This is a genomic window from Desulfosalsimonas sp. (assembly GCF_046483245.1).
In the GTDB taxonomy this organism is placed as follows: domain Bacteria; phylum Desulfobacterota; class Desulfobacteria; order Desulfobacterales; family Desulfosalsimonadaceae; genus Desulfosalsimonas.
In genome coordinates this window covers 1-19,312 of sequence record NZ_JAWODO010000046.1, presented here as the reverse complement: position 1 = coordinate 19,312, position 19,312 = coordinate 1, and the positions used below count along the sequence as shown (strand labels likewise).

Below are 19,312 nucleotides of genomic sequence, written 5' to 3'. Positions count from 1 at the left end.
ATACCCACGAATTTCAGTTTTGATCCCCAAGGCCGGCTTTCAATGGCCGGTGCACATGGTGCAGACAGATGGAGAAAATATGGTGTTGGAAATCAGCGAAACCGGGCTGAACCCGGCGCGCATGATCATGAATCGTATAGAAGAGGCCAAAAATGGTCAATGACAAAACAAAGCCGGTCGGTCGGAAAATTCCAACGCTGATTTTTTTATTTTTTTTGCTTGGCGCAGGGTTTGTGCATGCAGAGATGGTCATGGATCACACCGGCCGCAAGGTCCAGGTGCCCCATGATCCGCAGCGAGTGGTAAGCCTGGCGCCGAGTATTACGGAGATTGTCTATTCCTTAAACAGCCAGCAGCGCCTGGTGGGTGCAACCCAGTACAGCGATTATCCCGCAGAGGCCGGGGAGTTGCCGTCTGTGGGGTCATATGTTTATCTGGATCTGGAAAAAATCGTGTCCCTAAAGCCGGATCTGTGCATTGCCATCAAGGACGGCAATCCATTGAGCATCATCCGGCGCCTGGAGGAAATGGGCATTGCCGTGTATGCGGTCAATCCCAGGGACCTGGACTCGGTGATGCAGACCATAACCGACATCGGTACAATCCTTGGGGCAGAGCAGCGGGCCGGGGAGGTGGTCTCGGACATGGATCAGCGCATGGCCGCGGTGAGCAAAAAGGTGGACAGCGTATCCGACCGCCCCGGGGTGTTTTTTCAGATTGGCGTGGATCCCATTGTTTCGGCCGGGTCCAACACCTTTATCAACGAATTGATCCAAAAGGCCGGCGGCCGCAACCTGGCCGGCGGCCATCCCGGATATCCGCGGTATTCAGTGGAGGATGTGCTGGCCCTTGCCCCGGAGGTTATCATTGTCACCTCCATGGATAGACAGAAGGTTTTTGACCGGGTGCTGCAGCAGTGGCGGCAATGGGAGGACCTGCCCGCGGTGGCCGAAGACCGCATTCACCTGGTAAACTCCAATCTTTACGACCGCCCCTCGCCCCGGCTGATCAGGGGACTTGAAGAACTGGTCCGGCTCATCCATCCGCAACTGTTTGACCCTGAAGGGGACAGCGCGAGATGACGGCCGTGGTCAAGCGAATTTTTCTGGTCTCGGCGATTCTTGCTGCGCTTTTGGCGGCAGCCGGATTTCTGGGCCTGACCATGGGCTCTTCCGGAGCCGGGGTGGCAGACGTTGTCCGGGCCATCCGGGATTTTTTCCGGGATGAAAGCCTGATGCATTCGATTATCTGGGAAATCCGGTTTCCGCGGGTGCTTCTGGCCGCCCTTGTGGGCGCATCCCTTTCCCTTGGCGGCTTGGTTTTCCAGGCGCTTTTGCGAAATCCCCTGGCAGAGCCCTATATCCTTGGAATCTCCGGTGGTTCGGCCATTGGTGCGATCATCGGCATCCTTCTGGGCCTGGCCCGGTTTCCGGGGGTGGGCATGCTGGCGTTTGCCGGGGGTATGGCCACCCTGTTTCTGGTTTTGGGTATTGCCTCCGGGCAGACCACGGCCAAAAAAGAATCCCTCCTGCTATCCGGGGTCATGGTCAATGCGTTTTGTTCCGCCGGCATCATGTTTCTGCTGTCCCTTGCCAGGGATGCCCGGCTGCAGAACATCATGTTCTGGCTTATGGGGGACTTGTCCTCGGGGGGCATGGCCGAAGCCCGCCTTCTGGCCATGATGGTGCTGCCCTGTTTTGTCGCCATTTTCTGGCTGTCGCACAAGATGAACCTGCTGCTGATGGGAAGGGAAATGGCCCAGTCCATGGGGGTCAATGTCCGGCTGGTGAGTGTCAGCCTGCTGGTGCTCACATCGTTTATGGTCAGCGCAACAGTGTTTCAGTGCGGGCTGATCGCATTTGTAGGCTTGGTGATCCCACACCTGCTGCGGCTGGTGCTGGGCTCGGACCACCGGGTCCTGACTCCGGCCTGTATTTTCGGCGGAGCGGCCTACCTGGTGCTCTGTGACCTGCTGGCTCGCGTTTTGCCCAGGCAGGGGGAAATGCCCGCCGGGGTGATTACCGCCATGATCGGCGCACCTGTTTTTATTTTCCTGCTGAGAAGGAGCAGCGCATGAACCCGGCTGTGTCGGTTACAGGCGTGTCTGCAGCATATGCGGATCAACCCGTTCTCGAAGATGTCTCCTTTGATGTCAAAACAGGCGAATGCTTTATCCTCATCGGCCCGAACGGGTCCGGCAAAACCACCCTGATGAAAATCATGGCCGGCCTGCTCAGGCCCGTGTCCGGCCGGTTGCAGATCCTGGGTCGCAGGCTTAAAAGTTACGGCAGAAGGGATCTTGCCCGGCGCATGGCATTTGTGCCCCAGCAGGTGCCCCTGGATTTTCCATTCCGGGTCCGGGACGTGGTATTGTTCGGCCGCAGTCCGCATCTGGGCACATTCGGTCTGGAATCTTCCAGGGATCACGCCCTGGCTGATCAGGCCATGGATTTTACCGGGGTTGCCCGTCTGGCAGACCGGCGAATGGACCAGCTAAGCGGCGGCGAGCGCCAGCGGGTTTTTATCGCCAGGGCCATCTGCCAGGAGCCGGAACTGATTTTGCTCGACGAGCCCACCGCCGCCCTGGACATCTCCCACCAGCTCCGGGTCATGGACCTGATGGAAAAGATGCGCAATGAAAAAAGCATTACCGTGGTCATGGTTTCCCATGACGTGAATCTGGCGGCCATGTATGCCGACACCCTGATGCTTTTGCACCAGGGAAAAATGATCCAATGGGGCCCCCCGGACCAGGTGCTGACCTATGAGACCCTGGAAGCGGCTTATGGGTGTCCCCTGCTTGTGGATCAAAGCCCCCTTGGCCCCATGCCCCGGGTGACCCCTGTGCCGGGCCGCTATATCCGGGAGGATCTCAAAACCCTTATTTCCTGAGCGCTTCCAGGTGCTGGCGGGCAAACTCCAGAGAAGGGTCCAGGTCCAGGGCAATCCGGAAAAACCGCACTGCCGCCTCTGTTTCCCCCATTTCCCTGTAGTTGACCGCCAGATTGGCATGATCGATGCCCGATGCCGGGTTAAGTGCAATCACCCGGGAAAAATTGTCAACCGCAGCCTCATGGTCTTTTTTCTTAAAATGGCAGAATCCGGCCAGGTTGAGCAAATCGGTGCGCTCATGGTCCCACTCAAGCCCTTTTTCCGCGCTTTGCAGGGCCTTGTCATAGTCGCCCGCCGCTTTCCAGGCCTGGCCCATGTAGGAATAGATGCTGGCAACATCCTGGGCATGAGGACCAAGGTCCAGGGCGGATTGAAAAAGCGCTATGGCGGCCCGGGTTTCTCCGAGTTCCATGCGGGTTTTTCCCAAATAAAATTGCACGTAATATTTGCCCGGCATCATGGCGTCCATCTGCGCCAGCCGTTGTGCGACCTCTTGCGGATCAAATTTTTCCGTGATCAGCCGGGCGCAGAACATGCCCACACTTCCGGCGGCAGCCCGCTCCCTGAAGCGCGCTCCGGGAACCACCGTGTACAAAGCGCATACCCCGAGACCGGGGTGGGTGGTGTCCATGGTGATGACATCCAGGTTCTGCTGCTTTAGGGCGGCAATGCAGCGCCGGACCTCGCTGCGGATATTGCTGTCTGAGATATCCGGCAGGTCCGTGATTTTCTTTATCATGCCGGGCTCAGTAATATGGGCGACATCTTCCGGGCCGGCCGGCTTGGGCAGTCCGCTGGCCACGTAATTGGATCCGGTGTGAAAATCACCGGCCAGCTGGGCGGTTTCAGCCAGGGCGCGCGACAGGGCCTTTTCCGGATCCGGGGCTGTGCCGGCGGTCCAGACGATCTCGCTTTGGTGCGGAAAAGTTTCCGGATCAAAGGCCAGGGCCCCGACCGTGGCAATGCCCGTGTCCAGGGAAAAATCCGACAAAAACACCCGGATTCCGTTTTTTTCGTATTTTTCCAGCATTTCCCGCACCATAGGGTCTGTTGCCGATGCCGGGTCAATGCCGGGCAGGGATATCTGTTCCCGGCAGACCCTATCGGATACGTGGCGCTCCACGATTTCACAGATTCCCTGACAAAGGGCTTCTTCCAGACAGTTGCCCGCAGATGTGCCGTTGAATTCGTTGATGGCAAAAAACCATTCAAATGGAACCCGCACGTCATGGCCGCGGGTGAGATTGGCCCCCATAGCCCATTTAAAGGGAAGAGTGTCAAATACCCGGGCCGCGGCTTCCAGGTCTTCTGAGTCATCATGGACAGATGCGGCAATGGCCTCAAAGGGCAGGGCGGATGCGCCCATTTCCGGCCGGGTGGCTTCCACGAAATTGGCTGGGTCTGCAGCAAAACTGTAAAAGCTGAACCGCTCCACCAGTTCCATGACCGCGCTGGCCTCTGCCTGGGCCGGGGTGGCGCCTTTTCCCATCTGCTTGGCCGTGCCGGTCAGGGCCCGGGCATCCGGGCCGCACACGGAAACATAAACCGGAATATCCAGCCTGCCGGTGTCAATGCGCGCGGTTTTGGCCAGCACAGCCAGGTTCTGTTCGGCAAATCGTCGCCTGACCTTTGTCACGGTTTCCTGCGGGTCGGTAATTTTGTCCTGATCTGCGGTAAATGTTTTATATGCGTCCTTGAGTGTCCATTTCGGATCCATTTCTAATATCACCCTCCGGTTTGAAATCAATAAAAGCAACTTACCATATGCGAGCCGGCGCATATCGTCAAGCTTTGTGTGTGTAAAACCCCCGTTGACAGGAATTTGGTTTTCCGTATATTCTTCATTGAACAGTTTTCAGACTGAATTTTACCTGATTGCAGACAATTGCCCAAAGGGGGGCGCAGCCTGATGGCATCTGAGAAAGTCAGCACGAAAATTGGCATGGCTCCGGGTTCGCTGGTTTACGTGGGCGATGAGGGGACTGCGGATATCCATGTTTCCATAATCCAATACAGCCGGGACCGGTATACCGAAACAGCGGATGCAGCTTTAGAAGACTGCACTCATGCGGTTTCAGAAGACAGCGTCACCTGGATCAATATCTCCGGGGTTCATGACCCGGACCTGATCGCCCGGCTGGGACAGATGTTTGGCCTGCATCCCTTGGTGCTCGAAGACATGCTAAACACCGAGGGCCGGCCCAAGCTCGACGATTATGACACCTATTTGTTTGCGATTCTGAAGATGATCGGTTATGACCCCGGTCAAAAGCGGCTGGATCATGAGCAGGTCAGCCTTGTGGTTCGGCCCGGCCTGGTCATCTCTTTGCAGGAAAAGCCAGGGGATGTGTTTGACCCGGTCCGGGAGCGGATCCGCAAGGGTAAGGGCCGGATCCGGAAGCTGGGCGCAGATTACCTGGCATATGCCCTGATGGACATGATCGTGGATCAATATTTTCTGATCATGGAACAAATCGGAGAGCAGATCGAAGATCTCCAGGACGAGGTGATAGAAGACCCGGGAGAGGAAATTGTCCAGGCCATTCATCAAAGCCGCAGTCGGATTATTTTTTTAAAAAAGGCGGTCTGGCCGGTGCGCGAGATCATCCATAACCTGCTGCGGGATGACACGGATCTGATCAGCGATGATGTGCGCGTCTATCTGCGTGATGTCTATGATCACGCCATCCACGTCTCAGACACCGTGGAAACCCATCGCGATATTCTCTCCGGTGTGCTCGATATCTACCTGACAACGGTGAGCAACAGGATGAACGAGGTCATGAAGGTGCTCACCGTGATTGCCACCATTTTTATTCCCCTGACCTTTATTGCCGGGGTCTACGGAATGAATTTCGAATACATGCCCGAATTGTCCCGGCCCTGGGCCTACCCGGTGCTGTGGGCGATGTTTCTCGGAATTTTCGCCGGGCTTTTGATCTGGTTTAAGCGCAGAAAATGGCTATAAATCCTGACGGCTTCAGGAGACTGTTTCCACGATCTGTTCAGCGATTTTTTCCGCAGACCGGCCAAACAGCTCATCCATGGGCACCTGCTCCAGCAGTTCATCGTTCCAGACAATATTGTTTTCCTGGACAATGTTTTTGATATGCTCATGCTTGCCGCCCAGGGCCTTGACCTTGGCGGCAAGGTCCACGGCCGGGCGGAAGGCCACGTCGAGCAAAAGCAGGTGCTCCACCATGTTGGGCCGGGAGGGATCTCCTGAGATCAGCGGAATGACGAGGATGCTTCTGTCGTCTTTTCTGCCTTTGCCCATGTATACATTGCCCTCGCGCACGATGATGCGCTTGGTGCCTTTCAGGGTGCGGTCTTCTTCGGCCCGGGAGGCAATGGCGGCGGAACTGCCCTGTTTGTCAATGACTTCGATGGTGGTTTCTTCGGTGGGTTCGCCCATCAGATTGACCCCGGAAATCCGGTACAGGGTCCAGCCCTTGATGTGATCCAGGATCTGCTGCATATTTTTAATCACAAGAATGTTGTTTAACGTCAGGTGCTCGATGGTAAAGTCCAGCTGGTGCATCATGTCAAACAGCAGCCCCTCTGCCTTTTCCTCGATGCGGCTGGTGCCCACGGTCACGGTTTTGGCCTGGTGCTTGATGGCATCCACCGGCCGGGCCATGGTGTTGATGGCCTCTGCAAGGGAGGCAAACAAAAGGTCAAAAATGTTGCGCGCTGTGCCCTTGACCCCAAAGTCCAGCTCAAAATCGGCCACAGGCAGCCGGCCGGAGAGGTATTTGAGCAGCAGCACCAGGTTGGTGGAGCCGTTGATACCCATGGTCGGAGCCAGCCCGTTTTCCGCCTGGCGCTTTCGGAATGCGTTGTAAAAGCGCAGGATTTTTTCCCGGAAAGGTTTTTCCAGGGCGATTTCGTAAATATCGAGATTCTGCTCGGCATAGGCCTTGATGGTTTCCCTGAGTTCCTCGCGGAACAGGTGCAGAAAGTGCGAGCCCTCGTTTATGGTCAGGGCCGCGTAATATCCCCACATGTGTCCCACCAGGGTGTTGACAATGGGGGCGAAATGCTCGCTTACCGCGGGCACCCGGAATACGTCTTCTGCATAGGCGTCAAACCTGTATTCATTGGCATCCGCAATGACCACGGGAAGGGCCTTGTGGGACCGGAAAATGGCCGTGTCCTTGACGATGTCGCCGATCACACTTCTGCGGGTGCCTGCTGCACACACGATGATCAGCGGCTCTGAGGACAGGTCGATGTGTTTTTTGTCTTCCACGAAATCCGATGAAATGGTCTTGTAGCAAAGCTCGCTTAACTTGATCCGGATTTCGTCTGCCGCAGCCTTATTCGGGCCGCTGCCCACGGTGGCCCAGTAGGTGCGCTGCAATGCCAGGCGATTGGCCGATACCCGGATCTGCTCCTTCATAGAAAGCACCTGCTCCATGATATCCGGCAGCTGGATCATCTGCCGGACCTCGTTTGAGACAAACGCGTGGCTGCGGCGGCCTGTGGTCTGGGCAATGTATAAGGCCAGCACGGCCCCGGCAATGATCTGGGAGTAAAAGGCCTTGGTGGAGGCCACAGACATTTCAATGTCCCTGCCCGAGCTGGTGTAGAGCACCCCGTCGGTTTTAAATGTCAGGTCCGAATCCCTGCGGTTGACAATACACACCGATGATGCGCCCTTTTTGCGCACCATGTCCACGGCCCGGTTTGTGTCAGTGGTGGTGCCCGACTGGCTGATGGCCACCAGCAGGGTGTCGGACAGATCCCGGCCGTCGGATTCCTTTAGAACAAATCCGGAGAGTTCCGATGATTTGAGGGCTTCTATGCGCATGGCCGGTTCATCCAGGTAATAGCGCATGAGATTGGCGCATGCCGAAGCCGCCACACCCGCGGTTCCTTGGCCGATAAACAGGATCTGCCGGATCCGGCCACCGGTGATTCTGTCAAGCAGAGCCTGTGGTATGGTGGTTTCATCCAGGGTGATTTCGTATCGCCGACCGTCTGTATTGATGATTTTCCAGCGGTTTTCCAGGGTCCGGCGCACTGATGCCGGTGACTCCGAGATTTCTTTTAAAAAGTAATGGTCAAAATCCTGGCGGTCGATATCCCGGGAGGTGAGCAGGGTTTTGCGGATGTCGGCATCTGTGAGCTCAATAGGGGCGCCGTTGTAGAACATGGCTGTGACCCCGGACAATCCGCCTTGGCTGTCCGGGTCAATCACAAAGATCTGGCCGGAGACAAGCCTGCCCTGGCTGTCTTTAAGCACCGCCTCGCCGTCCATTTTCAGAAAATAGGGGGTTTCCTCGGCAAATCCGTAAACCTCGGAAGTGGGAATGTAGAAATCCGGGCCCAGCCCGACAAACACGGCCTGGCCGCTTCCCTTCAGCGCCAGAAACAATTTTCCCGGGGCCAGGTCCGACTGCATGCAGATGGCATGGGATCCTTCAAAATCATTGACCGCCAGGCGGAAGGCTTCTGCGATGTCATGGCCTTTTTTGAGATATCCGGCAATATGGACCGGGATGATTTTGGTATCACAGGTAATTTCGTGGGGATAGGCCATGCCTGCGGCCTCGTGGGATTTCTGCAGGGCCTGGTAGTTATCAATGTCGCCGTTTAAGCTCACATGAATGATTCCGGTTTCCTCGATCAAGGTGGTTTGGGTCTGTGCATCCATGGGGTGGCAGTTGGGTTCGTTGACCTCGCCCACAGAGGCCCACCGGGTATGGGCAGAGACGTTAAACCGCCGGTGAGGCTGGATCAGCAGGGACTGGAGCACGGGATCGGCTGCCAGTTCATCCCGGATATAGGCAATGTTGTCGCCCAGGCGGCCGATTTCAGCGGCCACCTTGTAGGTCAGGGCAATGGAGACTCGCCGGTCAGACGGATCGTCTTTTAAATGCCTGACGGATATGCATTTGTGCAGCAGCAGGCCTTTGTTGGTGCGCCGGGCAAATTCCTCGGCATGCCCGGCCGCATTAATGCGACTTTCAAGGTCAAAATAGGCGGCTTCGTCCAGGATAAACATCAAAGACAATCCTGCCGAATCCCGGCCGCGCACCTCGAGCCTGTCAATGCTGTTTAACACCGAGTTGATCTGCTGGGCCGCAGCCAGGCCGCCCCGGGCAAGTTCCGTTATGCCGGGGGTCATAACACGGATTTTTTCCATGTTGTCCAGCAGTTCGGTTTTCAGGCTCCATATGGCATCCCGCAGGGTCTCAATACGGGTCGAGACAGTGTCAAAGATATCCGGCGCAAGGCGCCCCATGGCCTGTTCCCGGCCCTGAAGTTCCTTCCGGGCCAGATCCTCCAGGTTTTTCAGCAGAGCTGAAAGGCGGCTGCAGGCATTGGCATCGGCAAATAACCAATAAAAATTGTCTGTCTGCTTGAGTTCCCGGATTTTCGAATAAAGCATGCCCACGGTATCGGCTCCCCCCAGATAGGCGGCATCAATCCGGCCGGGTTCAGGGCTGTTTGCGGAAAAACCCGTCTGCGCCATTTGGGCGGCAGCATTTTCCAATTCCGAAATTATGTCCGCGGGCAAAGCATCGGTGTCAGCCCGCTGAAAAGCCACAATGCCGGTCAGGCCGCAGCAAAGACGGTTGGACAAAAGAGGGAAAATAATGAGGGTGTTGTGGCTGACCTGCTTTTGCGGGATTGTGCCGATGCGGATTTGGGGGATCACTTCTGCGGTCTTTTTGAGCAAAGACTGCAAAAAAGTTTTCATGCAATGGGCGTTAGGTGTCATCATTTACAGCGTCCTGTGGTGCCTTGGCCTGGTTTAGGGGTTGTTGCATATATTCGTAAACGATTCTGCGGAAATATTCAGCCGCTCGCACACCGATATAGTTCTTGTGGGCAACGATCACCCCGGCTGCAATGGCGTTTCCGGTTTTGCGGTGCCTGGCATATCCGGTAAACAAGTCAAATTTGACCTTGGCCGGGTTGTCGTTGATGGAACCGGTTTTGCCACCCACATCAAATTCCTTGAAAATCGCAGTTGCCTGTCTGCCCCGGAAGCTGCCCCGGGCCGTACCCCGGGTTACGGCGGTATTCATCATGGACTGCATCTGCCGGGCGGTTTCCGGATGGATGGATCTGACAAGCATTTTTCTGTCCTGGCGGAAAACAACACGATCGTTTAACACGGTGCGTTCAACAAAATAAGGCCGCATCATGGCCCCGTTGTGCACAACTGCTGCTGACAGCATTGCCGCATGCAAAGCGGAGATTTGCGTGGTTTTGTTGAACCCACAGGCAATCTCCGCCCAATTATAAGGCTTTTCTGATACGGATGCAACGCTGACATCCACGGGAAGGTCAAAATCCATTTCACGGTTAAACCAAAAGGCTTGGGCATATTTCTCCAGGCGGGCCTTGTCCAGGTAGTTTTGCCCGATTTTGCCGAAAACCGGATTGATGGATTCGGCAAAGGCTTTTTCCAGGGTGACGTAGTTGGTATATTTGTTTTTGGTGTCGGCCAGCTGGGAGCGATACAGGGTGTATTTGCCGCCGTTAAAGCTCATGCGGCTCTCCGGGGTCAAGTCGCTGTCATCGATTGCGGCTGCGGCACTCACGATCTTAAACAGGCTGGCTGCAGGAAACGAGGCGTTTAAGCAGTTATTGGCATCCGGATTATTCCGGTCATGAGAGGCCATGGCCAGGATTTTTCCGCTCCGGGCGTCCATGACCACAATACCGATCTGCCGGGCATATTTGGGATCCATCATGGACAGCACGGCTTTCTGCAGGTCTTTGTCCAGAGTGGTATGAAGGGCGCAGTCCTGGCCGGCCAGTTTTTTGGAAAACACGGGTGTAACGGGATTGAGCAGATCGCTCCGGTCCAGGAGATTCCGGACCTGATCGCTGGTGATGCGCTCGAGTTCCGGTTCAACAGCGGCCTGCCGCGGCCGTGGCCGGTTTTGAAACCAGTCGGCCACGAAAAATCCGCCCTTGATCAACCCCAGCCCGATGAAGAAAATCAGCAGATATGCCGGCAGCCGCCTGAGGGCTTGCCTTGCTGCCGATTTTTGCCTCAGGCGGAACTGGTATTTGCGCCAGGCGGAATTGTGGAATTTTGTCCGGCTGTTGATGGTTTTGCGCTTGCGAAAAGCATCCATTTTATACAGATGCGCCTTATTTCAGACGGGTTCCCGGCGGAACCGGGCGGTCAATAACGGCTACAGATCCGTCCTGCTGATCCACTGCCGCAAGCACCATTCCCTCGGAGCGGATGCCCATGAGTTTTGCGGGTTTCAGGTTGGCCACCAGAATAACAGTTTTGCCCACCAGGTCTTCCGGTGCATAGAGCTTGGCAATGCCGGCCACCACGGTGCGGGTCTCATGGCCGATGTCCACTTCCAGCTTCAGCAGCTTGTCGGCTTTGGCGACTTTTTCTGCTGAAATCACTCTGGCGGCACGCAGATCCACCCTGGCAAACTCTTCAATTCCGATTTGCGGGGCCATGGGCTCAAATTTCTTTTTTTCAGGTGCCGGGTCCCGGGCAGGTCGGTTGAGTATGGTTGCGGCATCCAGGCGCGGAAACAGGGATATGCCTTTGGGCAATACGGTTTGCGGCGCGATCACACCCCATCTTGAGATTTCTTCCACCAGGTAAAATCCGGGTTTGGCCTCCGGGTCCCGGCCCAGGTGCTTGTGCATGGTCGCCGCTGTTTCCGGCATCACCGGATAGATCAAGCCTGCGACCACCCGGAGGCCTTCGAGCAGGTGACAGATCACCTCCTGCAGCTGCGGGCGGCCGTCGTCCTGCTTGGCCAATTCCCAGGGAGCGCTGGTGTCCACGAACTTGTTCATCTGCCCGATATATTCCCACACCGCAGCCAGTCCCTTGTGAAAATCCAGGTTTTCCATGCTGCGGCAAAAGGTGTCAATGGCGATTTTTGCCCCGGCTTTAAGGTTAGTTCCCAAAATTTCACCGGCTTCCGGGTTCCACTCCGGCACAGTGCCTTTGAAATACTTGTGAAACATGGCCAGAACCCGGGAAAACAGGTTGCCCAGATCGTTTGCCAGATCCGAGTTGATCCGCTGGATCAGGGCGGCTTCTGAAAAACTGGAATCCAGCCCGAAGGTCATTTCCCGCATAAGAAAATAGCGAATGGCATCCACGCCGTAAGTGTCTTTAAGATAAACGGGATCCACCACGTTGCCCAGGCTTTTTGACATTTTGCTTTCATCCACGTTCCAGTAGCCGTGAACAAAGAGGTGCCGGTAGGGAGCAATGCCTGCGGCCTTGAGCATAATAGGCCAGTAAATGCCGTGGGGTTTTAAGATGTCTTTGGCCACCACGTGGCGCACATGAGGCCAGAAGGTTTTGAACTTTTCGCCGTCCGGGTATCCCAGGGCGCTGATATAGTTGATCAGGGCGTCAAACCATACATAGGTGACGTAATTGTCGTCAAAGGGCAGGGTGATACCCCAGGTCAGCCTGGACTTGGGCCGGGAAATGCAGAGGTCTTCCAGGGGTTCGCGAAGAAAGCCGAGCACCTCGTTTTTATAGCGTTCCGGTACGATGAAATCCGGGTTTTCGTGAATGTAGTCAATGAGCCACTGCTGATACCGGCTCATTTTAAAAAAATAGTTAGACTCCCGGATGGGCACGGGCGGCTTTCCGTGATCCGGGCACTTGCCGTCCTCCAGTTCCCGCTCTGTGAAAAACCGCTCACAGTCAAAGCAGTACAGGCCTTCATACTCGCTGAAATAGATATCCCCGCTGTCGTAGATATTCTGCAGCACCTGCTGAACCACGGCGATATGATCCGCATCCGTGGTTCGGATAAAGTAATCGGGATGAATGTTTAATTGCGGCCAGAGGTCGGTGAACAACCCGGAAATCCGGTCCGCATAGGTTTTGGGGTCTTCGTTTCCGGCCTCGGCTGCCTTGACGATTTTATCGCCGTGTTCGTCCGTGCCGGTGAGAAAAAAGGTTTGTTTGCCCTGCATGCGGTGAAAGCGCCGGGCCACGTCAGCAGCTATTGTGGTATAGGTATGTCCCAGGTGGGGCTTGGCATTGACGTAATATATGGGCGTCGTAATGTAAAAATGCGATGTCATGTTGTTATTCCTGTGACGAATGCTTTGGGTTGTCTTTGTTCGAATTCGGGTTCTGCGCCTTCTGGCTGCCGGAATACAGATTGTTTTCAAAGGTCAGGCAGCACATGAGCCGGCCGCAGACACCGGATATTTTGGTTGGATTCAAGGACAACCCCTGTTTTTTGGCCATTTTGATGGTCACCGGGTCGAACCGGGTCATAAACGCCGAGCAGCACAGGATTCTTCCGCATCTACCCACACCGCCGCACATTTTGGCCTGGTTTCGGATGCCCACCTGGCGCATTTCAATTTTGGTGCGGAATTCCTTGACCAGCATTTTCACCAGTTTCCGGAAATCCACCCGGCCGTCTGCAGTGAAAAAGAAAGTGAGTTTTGAGCTGTCGAAATTGCTTTCAACGGAAAACAGGTTCATCTGCAGATTCAGGCTGACCACGCACTCCCGGCAAAAATCATAGGCCTGGTCCTCGATTTCCCGGTTTTTTTCCCGCTGGTCCCGGTCTTCCGGGGTGGCCGGGCGATACACCTTTTTCAGGCTTTGCCTGACGGTTTCCGGATCCCGGTTTTCGGGTTCCGTGGCCACGGTGCCGAAACCCAGCCCGTGCTCGGTCTCCACGATGACATCGTCGCCGGTTTTTAGCACATAAGCGCCGCAATTGAAATCATAGATTTTTCCCGCCGGCTTAAAACGGATGCCGACGATTTTAACAGGCTGCTTTTGTGTGGATTTGGTTTCTTCTGTATTCATAAGCGAAAGCTTTAGTCCTTTGGTCAGTAAGTCTTGGCGCCCTGAGCAGCCAGCGCCTCGACCAGCGCATCCATGACCAGCCGGGCATTGGCGTTTGTGGTCAGAGCTTTTTCCGCTGCGGCAATGGCATCGGTTTTTTCAAGGATCTGATCCATGGAGATCCGGGAGCCGGTTTTGTAAACCTGATCGGAAAGATCCCGGTTGTAGAGCAGCTCGGGTGCAGCTGAACCCACCGCCAGATCCCTGTACCAGTTTTTCATGATTTCAAGATTTGCCTCAATCCTGTCCTTGTCTTTGGCCATGATTTCAGCCAGCACATGCCGAATGCCCCTGGGCTGCGCAGGCAGCTTCCTGAGCTGCCCGATGAAAAAATTTCGCCGCGCAGACCAGTCCTGGGCTGCCATTTCAACGGCCCGGCCAAGGCTTCCCCGGGCCAGAGAGGCAACGATCATGGCCTGCTGCGGGGCAATACCGCATTCGTCGCGAAGATAAGTCTCCAGCTCAGCCGGGGCAATCGGGTGAAAACGGATATGCTGACACCTGGATACAATGGTGGGCAGCAGATCACCGGTATCTGCGGCAATAAGGACAAAAACCGTGTGTTCCGGGGGCTCTTCCAGGATTTTGAGCAAAGCGTTGGCTGCTTCGGCATTCATCCGGCTGGCCGGGTCAATAATCACAAAACGGCAGGAGCGTTCATCGGATTTCAGGGCCAGGTCAGAACACAAGGACCGGATCCGGTCAATGCGGATATTGGGGCCCGAGGGCTCCAGCATCCGAACCTCCGGATGCACACCTGCGGCGATTTTTTTACATGACCGGCAGTTGCCGCAGGCCCGGGGGCAAACAGAGCTTTGTCCGTCTGTTTGAGGTGCGGATAGGCCTGTCAAATCCGGATTTTGGCAGTTGCTGATCATTGCCAGGGCCAGTGCGGCAGTTTTTTTGCCCACCCCGTCTTCTCCGGTAAAAAGCCAGGCATGGGGCATTTTATCGTTTTGCAGGGCATTGGCCAGCAGCTGCACCGGACGCTTCTGCCCGATGAGGTCTTCAAGTCCAATCACAACATTCGCCGTTTACGCCTTTTCATTCACGCGTTCCCGAAGTTCCTTGCCGCACTTGAAAAAAGGCAGCTTTTTGGGACGAATCTGGACTTTTTCCCCGGTTTTGGGGTTTCTGCCGGTATAACTCTTGTAGTTTTTCACAAAAAAACTGCAAAGGCCGCGGATTTCTATGCGTTCTTCATTGACCAGGGCATCGGCCATGGAGTCGAAAAAAATCTGCACAATTTTTGCAGCTTCGGATTTGGAAATATCAGCTTCCTTTTTAAGGGCGGATATCATTTCGAGTTTATTCATTTTTCCTCCTGTGTAAAAATCTCCGGTTGCAAACTGTTCCCCTTAATTAAACATAAATTTTCAATAAGTCAAGGGGTTAAGCAAAAGCGCATGGCCGGAGACTGTCATTTGTAACATATCCGGGCCATCAATCCCCGAAATCCCCGAGCCCGTAAAGGTTAATCATAAACGCGATGTCATGGTCCTCTCCCTCTTTTTCATACCTGACCTGCAGAGCCCAGCACTGGGACCGCCAGCGAAAACCCAGGCCGGTTTCAATGCTTTCGTCTGTTTCCAGGCTTCGCTCGTAATCCGCCAGAAGGGTCAGTCTGCGGGTTACAGGGGTTTCGACTTCAAGATACAGGCTTTCGCGTGCCTGCTGATCGGTGTTGCGGTACGCCACTTCGGATTCATATTCCCGGTTGTTGCGGTATTCGGCGTGAAGCCTGTCTCCCCGGCTGCTGCGGTAATGAACAGAGAAGTTGGTGGAGATGAATTTGTCTGCCTCATGGCTCCATTGGGCATCTGCGCGCAGGGTAACCGGGGATGCCGGGGTAAAGTCGAGTTCCGCAAACAGGGGCTCAAAGGCCAGGTCGGGATCATGGCTCTGGTTGAAATCATAACCCTGCTCGATATAAAAACGCAAAAACTGATTGTAGCGGTGTTCGGGCCCATCGTCTTTTTCCTCCGGGCCGCTGACCGTGCTCCTGGAGGTCAGAAACTGGGTAAGGGAAAGCGCCATGCGGTTTTGCTGTTGATACCGATCGTTTTCATCAAAAAAGGGAAATTCCGACTGGTCGGATTCGGGCACATATTCGTAGGAAAGCAAGGGGATGATCAGGTGCTTGATCTTCTCCACATTCTCGCTGTCCACAGAAAACACCCGGCTGAGCTCTGTGGAGAGCTCAGCACCGATATCATACATTTCCCGGTGCTTATAGCGGTCTGCACCTGCGGTGTAATCCTCCCGGTCCCCGTCAACATACCAGGCCGTCTGTCGGAAACCCAGTGACGGCTCAAGGGTAAAGCTCTCGTAGAGGCGCACAGGCAGATAGATTCGGGGGTGGAGATCCATCCGGTGTCCGGTCAGCCCGTCTTCACGAAAAAAATAGGTGTATTCGCTGTCCATGGAGGCAAACAGCATCTGATTGGAAAAGCCTGGGACATCGAGCAGGGGCTGCTTCAGGGCGCTGTATCCCACCCGGGGAAGCCGCTGGAGGGTATCATTGGTATCGCTCTGCCGGCGCTTGATTACGTCATCATACCATACCAGGTCCGTGTTGACGACATGATAGTTCCAGATCTTGTTGATGTTTAACCGGTTGGTGCGAACAGGATTGTTTTCATCGTCGAGATCCCGCCCGAACTCGGAAAAAAAATGCTCCTCTGCGGCATCATAGCCCATGTATCCGCTGGAAAACTCCCGCAGATAGTCCTGGTCGCTGACCACATCGAGATCCAGCCGGGCCATGGCCCCGCCGGGCATTTCCTGGTCAAACTTTGCGCGGAACCAGTATCTGTCGTCATTGGGCCGGGGTGCGTTGTCGTGATCATACCCCCAGTCCTCGGTGGCTTCCCGGCTTCCGTCATCGATTCTTCTGTCTTCGAACCCGTCAAACATCAGGATCCCTTTTGAGTCCTGGGAGAGCATGTAGCGATATTCCACACCCAGTTTTTCACCCCGCTCCTGGAGGTGCTGGTAATAAAAGGTGGCATCCGTGTTATCGGATATGGCCCAGAAATACGGCTGGGTGTATTCAATGCCGTTGCGGCTGGAATAAGTGGCAAGGGGCGGGAGCAGGCCGCTTTGCCGTTCGGTCTTGGCCGGAAACATGAACCAGGGCATATACAGCATGGGCATTTGCCGAACCCGGAAAGCCGCATGGGAGACGTACCCGTAGCCCTCCAGGGTGACGTCCACTTCCTTTCCGGTGATCTGCCAGTCCGGCGAATCGCCTTCGCAGGTGGTCAGAGAGGCTTCATGGATCCGGTAGGTGGACTCGCCGGTTTTTTCAATACGATCACCGCGGATGCGGAACTGGTTTTCCTGGATAAACACAAATCCGTCATAAAGGGTGCCGGTGTTGTCAGACATGTTCATTTCCAGGCGCCGCCCGGACATCCGGTCACCGCCGGATACCAGTACCACGTTGCCTTCGGCTTTGGCCGTTTTGGCAGCCTGGTCAAGGGTGGCAAAGTCTGCTGTCAGTTCTTTTTGGCCCTGAATGATCAATACGTTGCCCAGGGCCTTGTATAAACGGGTTTCCGGATCATAGGTGAGCCGGTCGGCAAAGATCTGCCAGCCGCCGTTGGTCAGCTCCGGGTCGGAAATCTTCTGAGCGACAGCGGCATTTGTCATCAGCACCGCTGCACATATGGCGGCTATCCACAGACAGGTTTGTTTCCGTAAAAATCGGGACATGGGCATTTGCAACATTTGCGCTGATGGCCGCGCCTGACGCCGCCAAAGGGTTGTGGTCCGGCCTGATCCGAGCTTTTGAATAATACCTTGATGCACACGTAAAATTCCAGTATAAAAAACCGAAAAATAAAAAATGTCAAGCCAATAGCTGGAGAAAATCCCGCCAATTCAGAAGTGACAGGCATTTGATGAAAAAATGGTTCGTCAGTCAGCTAAAATCCGGCCAGGCCGTAACCGAACTCTTTGTCCTGGCGGAAAAGACGCTGAGTCACAAAAAAGACGGGGCCCCGTATCTGAGTATTGCATTATCGGATAAGACCGGCCGGGTCCGGGGCGTTGTATGGGACAACGTGGAGCAGATCGCTGATGCGGCTGCAGCCGGTGACGTGGTCCGTGTGCAGGGCAATGTTTCCGAATACCGGGGGGGGCTGCAGGTGGTGGTCAAGGAGCTGGAGCCGGCTGAAACCGGTGCTGATCCGGCTGACTTTCTGCCCGCCACCCGGAGGAACCCGGAACAGATGCTTGAGCGGATCATAGCTCTCGGACAAGCCGTTTCCTCTGATGTTCTGCGGGGACTGCTCGATGCCTTCTGGAATGATGCCAGCTTTGTTGCGCAATTTAAAAAGGCGCCGGCGGCAAAGAAAATGCATCATGCCTATATCGGCGGCCTGCTTGAGCACAGCCTGTCCCTGTCCCTGCTCGCAGACCGGGTGGCCGGTCATTACTCCGGCATTGACCGGGATCTGCTGATCACCGGTGCAATTCTGCATGACATTGGCAAAATCAATGAATTTGTTTTTGACACAAGCATTGATTATTCCAGTGAAGGCCGGCTTGTCAACCATATTGTCATCGGGGTGGGGATGCTTGAAGAAAAAATCCGGCAGATTCCGGATTTTCCCCAAAAAACGGCGCTTCTGCTGCGGCACATGATGGTCAGCCATCACGGCAGCCGGGAACTGGGTTCCCCGGAACCGCCCAAAACCCTTGAAGCCGTATTGCTCAATTATCTTGACGAGATCGACGCCAAGATTAACGGCATCCGGGAATTTATGGAAAGTCAGGATGCAGGCGCCGAATGGACGGGCTATCACAAACCCCTGGAGCGGTTTTTCTACAGGGGCGGCCCGGAAACCACTGGCTGAGAAAGTGTTGTTGCACAATTTATGCTGATTACATTGGAAGGCATTGAAGGATCCGGCAAGTCCACCCTGATTCCCGCCATTGTGGCGTATCTTGAGGACAGGAGACACCATTGCGTGGTTACCCGGGAGCCGGGAGGCACGGAGGCGGGCCGGCAAATCCGGGCCATATTGCTGTCGCCGGGAAATGCCGGCCTGGATCCCATGGCCGAATTAATGCTTTACGAGGCGGACCGGGCCCAGCACGTCAGCCGAGTGATCCGGCCGGCATTGCAGCGGGGCAGCATCGTGATCTGCGACCGCTTCTGTGACTCAACCGTTGCTTACCAGAGCGCTGCCCGCGGGATTTCCGCAGAAGTTGTCCGGGGCTTGAATGAACTGGTTTTGGGCGGTGTTGCGCCGGATCTGACTTTTTTGCTTGATCTTCCGGCCGAAGTCGGATTATCCCGGGCATGGCGGCAGATCCAATCCGGGGACCGCCATGCGCAGGAAACCCGGTTTGAGATGGAAACCATCCGGTTCCACGAAAAAGTCCGCCAGGGGTATCTGGACCTGGCGCGCGAAAATCCCGAACGCATCCGGGTGGTCTCAGCAGATGCAGCCCGGGACCAGGTGCGGGCGGCAATCATTGAACAACTTGCGCTCCGGCTTGCAGCCGATTTTCAGCCATGATTTGCCCACAGCCGGCAAGCGTGCCATAAGGACCCAAGCACATGCATTATTC

Annotated in this window: 14 protein-coding genes; 6 read left to right on the top strand and 8 right to left on the bottom strand. The window is 55.3% G+C overall.

Annotated features, from left to right (window positions below; translation table 11 throughout):
* The first annotated feature begins 152 nt into the window (after positions 1-152).
* Genes R6U41_RS04750 through R6U41_RS04740 form a run of 3 tightly spaced genes read left to right on the top strand, consistent with a single transcriptional unit; the run spans position 153 to position 2,892 of the window.
* Positions 153-1,082: an ABC transporter substrate-binding protein gene (locus R6U41_RS04750; RefSeq protein ID WP_410268690.1), complete on the top strand. Its 930-nt coding sequence runs from the start codon at positions 153-155 to the stop codon at positions 1,080-1,082.
* Positions 1,079-2,077: a FecCD family ABC transporter permease gene (locus R6U41_RS04745; RefSeq protein WP_410268689.1), complete on the top strand. Its 999-nt coding sequence runs from the start codon at positions 1,079-1,081 to the stop codon at positions 2,075-2,077. The genes R6U41_RS04750 and R6U41_RS04745 overlap by 4 nt, the downstream gene beginning before the upstream one ends.
* Positions 2,074-2,892 (top strand): ABC transporter ATP-binding protein, encoded by an 819-nt coding sequence (locus R6U41_RS04740; protein ID WP_410268688.1) that lies wholly within the window; start codon positions 2,074-2,076, stop codon positions 2,890-2,892. Before R6U41_RS04745 ends, R6U41_RS04740 begins: the two co-directional genes overlap by 4 nt.
* Here R6U41_RS04740 and R6U41_RS04735 read toward each other — a convergent pair.
* Complete coding sequence (locus R6U41_RS04735; RefSeq protein ID WP_410268687.1) at positions 2,882-4,609, bottom strand: YcaO-like family protein; 1,728 nt, start codon at positions 4,607-4,609, stop codon at positions 2,882-2,884. The genes R6U41_RS04740 and R6U41_RS04735 overlap by 11 nt on opposite strands.
* A 192-nt stretch (positions 4,610-4,801) precedes the next feature.
* Between R6U41_RS04735 and corA the strand changes: the two genes are divergently transcribed.
* A complete protein-coding gene (corA, locus tag R6U41_RS04730) occupies positions 4,802-5,860 on the top strand; it encodes a magnesium/cobalt transporter CorA (RefSeq protein WP_410268686.1) in 1,059 nt (352 codons plus the stop codon).
* A 12-nt stretch (positions 5,861-5,872) separates the two neighbouring features.
* Here the strand turns inward: corA and R6U41_RS04725 are convergent, their stop codons facing one another.
* From R6U41_RS04725 to R6U41_RS04695, 7 genes are all read right to left on the bottom strand, one after another.
* A complete protein-coding gene (locus R6U41_RS04725; RefSeq protein WP_410268685.1) occupies positions 5,873-9,625 on the bottom strand; it encodes an SIS domain-containing protein in 3,753 nt (1,250 codons plus the stop codon).
* Entirely contained in the window at positions 9,612-10,994 is a 1,383-nt protein-coding gene (locus R6U41_RS04720) for a penicillin-binding transpeptidase domain-containing protein (RefSeq protein WP_410268684.1), read from the bottom strand. Before R6U41_RS04720 ends, R6U41_RS04725 begins: the two co-directional genes overlap by 14 nt.
* A 16-nt stretch (positions 10,995-11,010) precedes the next feature.
* Complete coding sequence (gene metG / locus R6U41_RS04715; RefSeq protein WP_410268683.1) at positions 11,011-12,945, bottom strand: methionine--tRNA ligase; 1,935 nt, start codon at positions 12,943-12,945, stop codon at positions 11,011-11,013.
* A gap of 4 nt (positions 12,946-12,949) precedes the next feature.
* Positions 12,950-13,690 (bottom strand): stage 0 sporulation family protein, encoded by a 741-nt coding sequence (locus R6U41_RS04710; protein ID WP_410268682.1) that lies wholly within the window; start codon positions 13,688-13,690, stop codon positions 12,950-12,952.
* A 23-nt stretch (positions 13,691-13,713) separates the two neighbouring features.
* Positions 13,714-14,751 carry a DNA polymerase III subunit delta' gene (holB, locus tag R6U41_RS04705; protein ID WP_410268681.1) on the bottom strand — a complete coding sequence of 346 codons (1,038 nt, stop codon included), beginning with the start codon at positions 14,749-14,751 and terminating at the stop codon, positions 13,714-13,716.
* 12 nt (positions 14,752-14,763) lie between these two features.
* Positions 14,764-15,045, bottom strand: coding sequence for an HU family DNA-binding protein (locus tag R6U41_RS04700; RefSeq protein WP_181550411.1), 282 nt, complete (start codon positions 15,043-15,045; stop codon positions 14,764-14,766).
* Positions 15,046-15,172: 127 nt separating this feature from the next.
* Positions 15,173-17,383, bottom strand: a complete 2,211-nt coding sequence (locus tag R6U41_RS04695) for an LPS-assembly protein LptD (protein WP_410268680.1) — start codon at positions 17,381-17,383, stop codon at positions 15,173-15,175.
* A gap of 251 nt (positions 17,384-17,634) precedes the next feature.
* Between R6U41_RS04695 and R6U41_RS04690 the strand changes: the two genes are divergently transcribed.
* The gene (locus tag R6U41_RS04690) at positions 17,635-18,591 is read left to right on the top strand and encodes a 3'-5' exoribonuclease YhaM family protein (RefSeq protein ID WP_410268679.1); all 957 of its coding nucleotides are present in this window, start codon (positions 17,635-17,637) and stop codon (positions 18,589-18,591) included.
* A 21-nt stretch (positions 18,592-18,612) separates the two neighbouring features.
* Positions 18,613-19,260: a dTMP kinase gene (tmk, locus tag R6U41_RS04685; protein ID WP_410268678.1), complete on the top strand. Its 648-nt coding sequence runs from the start codon at positions 18,613-18,615 to the stop codon at positions 19,258-19,260.
* Positions 19,261-19,312 lie beyond the last annotated feature (52 nt).

Coding starts and splice junctions, on each gene's coding strand:
- R6U41_RS04695 (WP_410268680.1), bottom strand. CDS start 17,383: ATGACAAATGCCGCTGTCGCTCAGAAGATTTCCGACCCGGAGCTGACC.
- R6U41_RS04750 (WP_410268690.1), top strand. CDS start 153: ATGGTCAATGACAAAACAAAGCCGGTCGGTCGGAAAATTCCAACGCTG.
- R6U41_RS04740 (WP_410268688.1), top strand. CDS start 2,074: ATGAACCCGGCTGTGTCGGTTACAGGCGTGTCTGCAGCATATGCGGAT.
- tmk (WP_410268678.1), top strand. CDS start 18,613: ATGCTGATTACATTGGAAGGCATTGAAGGATCCGGCAAGTCCACCCTG.
- R6U41_RS04745 (WP_410268689.1), top strand. CDS start 1,079: ATGACGGCCGTGGTCAAGCGAATTTTTCTGGTCTCGGCGATTCTTGCT.
- R6U41_RS04690 (WP_410268679.1), top strand. CDS start 17,635: ATGAAAAAATGGTTCGTCAGTCAGCTAAAATCCGGCCAGGCCGTAACC.
- R6U41_RS04700 (WP_181550411.1), bottom strand. CDS start 15,045: ATGAATAAACTCGAAATGATATCCGCCCTTAAAAAGGAAGCTGATATT.
- R6U41_RS04725 (WP_410268685.1), bottom strand. CDS start 9,625: ATGATGACACCTAACGCCCATTGCATGAAAACTTTTTTGCAGTCTTTG.
- corA (WP_410268686.1), top strand. CDS start 4,802: ATGGCATCTGAGAAAGTCAGCACGAAAATTGGCATGGCTCCGGGTTCG.
- R6U41_RS04710 (WP_410268682.1), bottom strand. CDS start 13,690: ATGAATACAGAAGAAACCAAATCCACACAAAAGCAGCCTGTTAAAATC.
- metG (WP_410268683.1), bottom strand. CDS start 12,945: ATGACATCGCATTTTTACATTACGACGCCCATATATTACGTCAATGCC.
- R6U41_RS04735 (WP_410268687.1), bottom strand. CDS start 4,609: ATGGATCCGAAATGGACACTCAAGGACGCATATAAAACATTTACCGCA.
- R6U41_RS04720 (WP_410268684.1), bottom strand. CDS start 10,994: ATGGATGCTTTTCGCAAGCGCAAAACCATCAACAGCCGGACAAAATTC.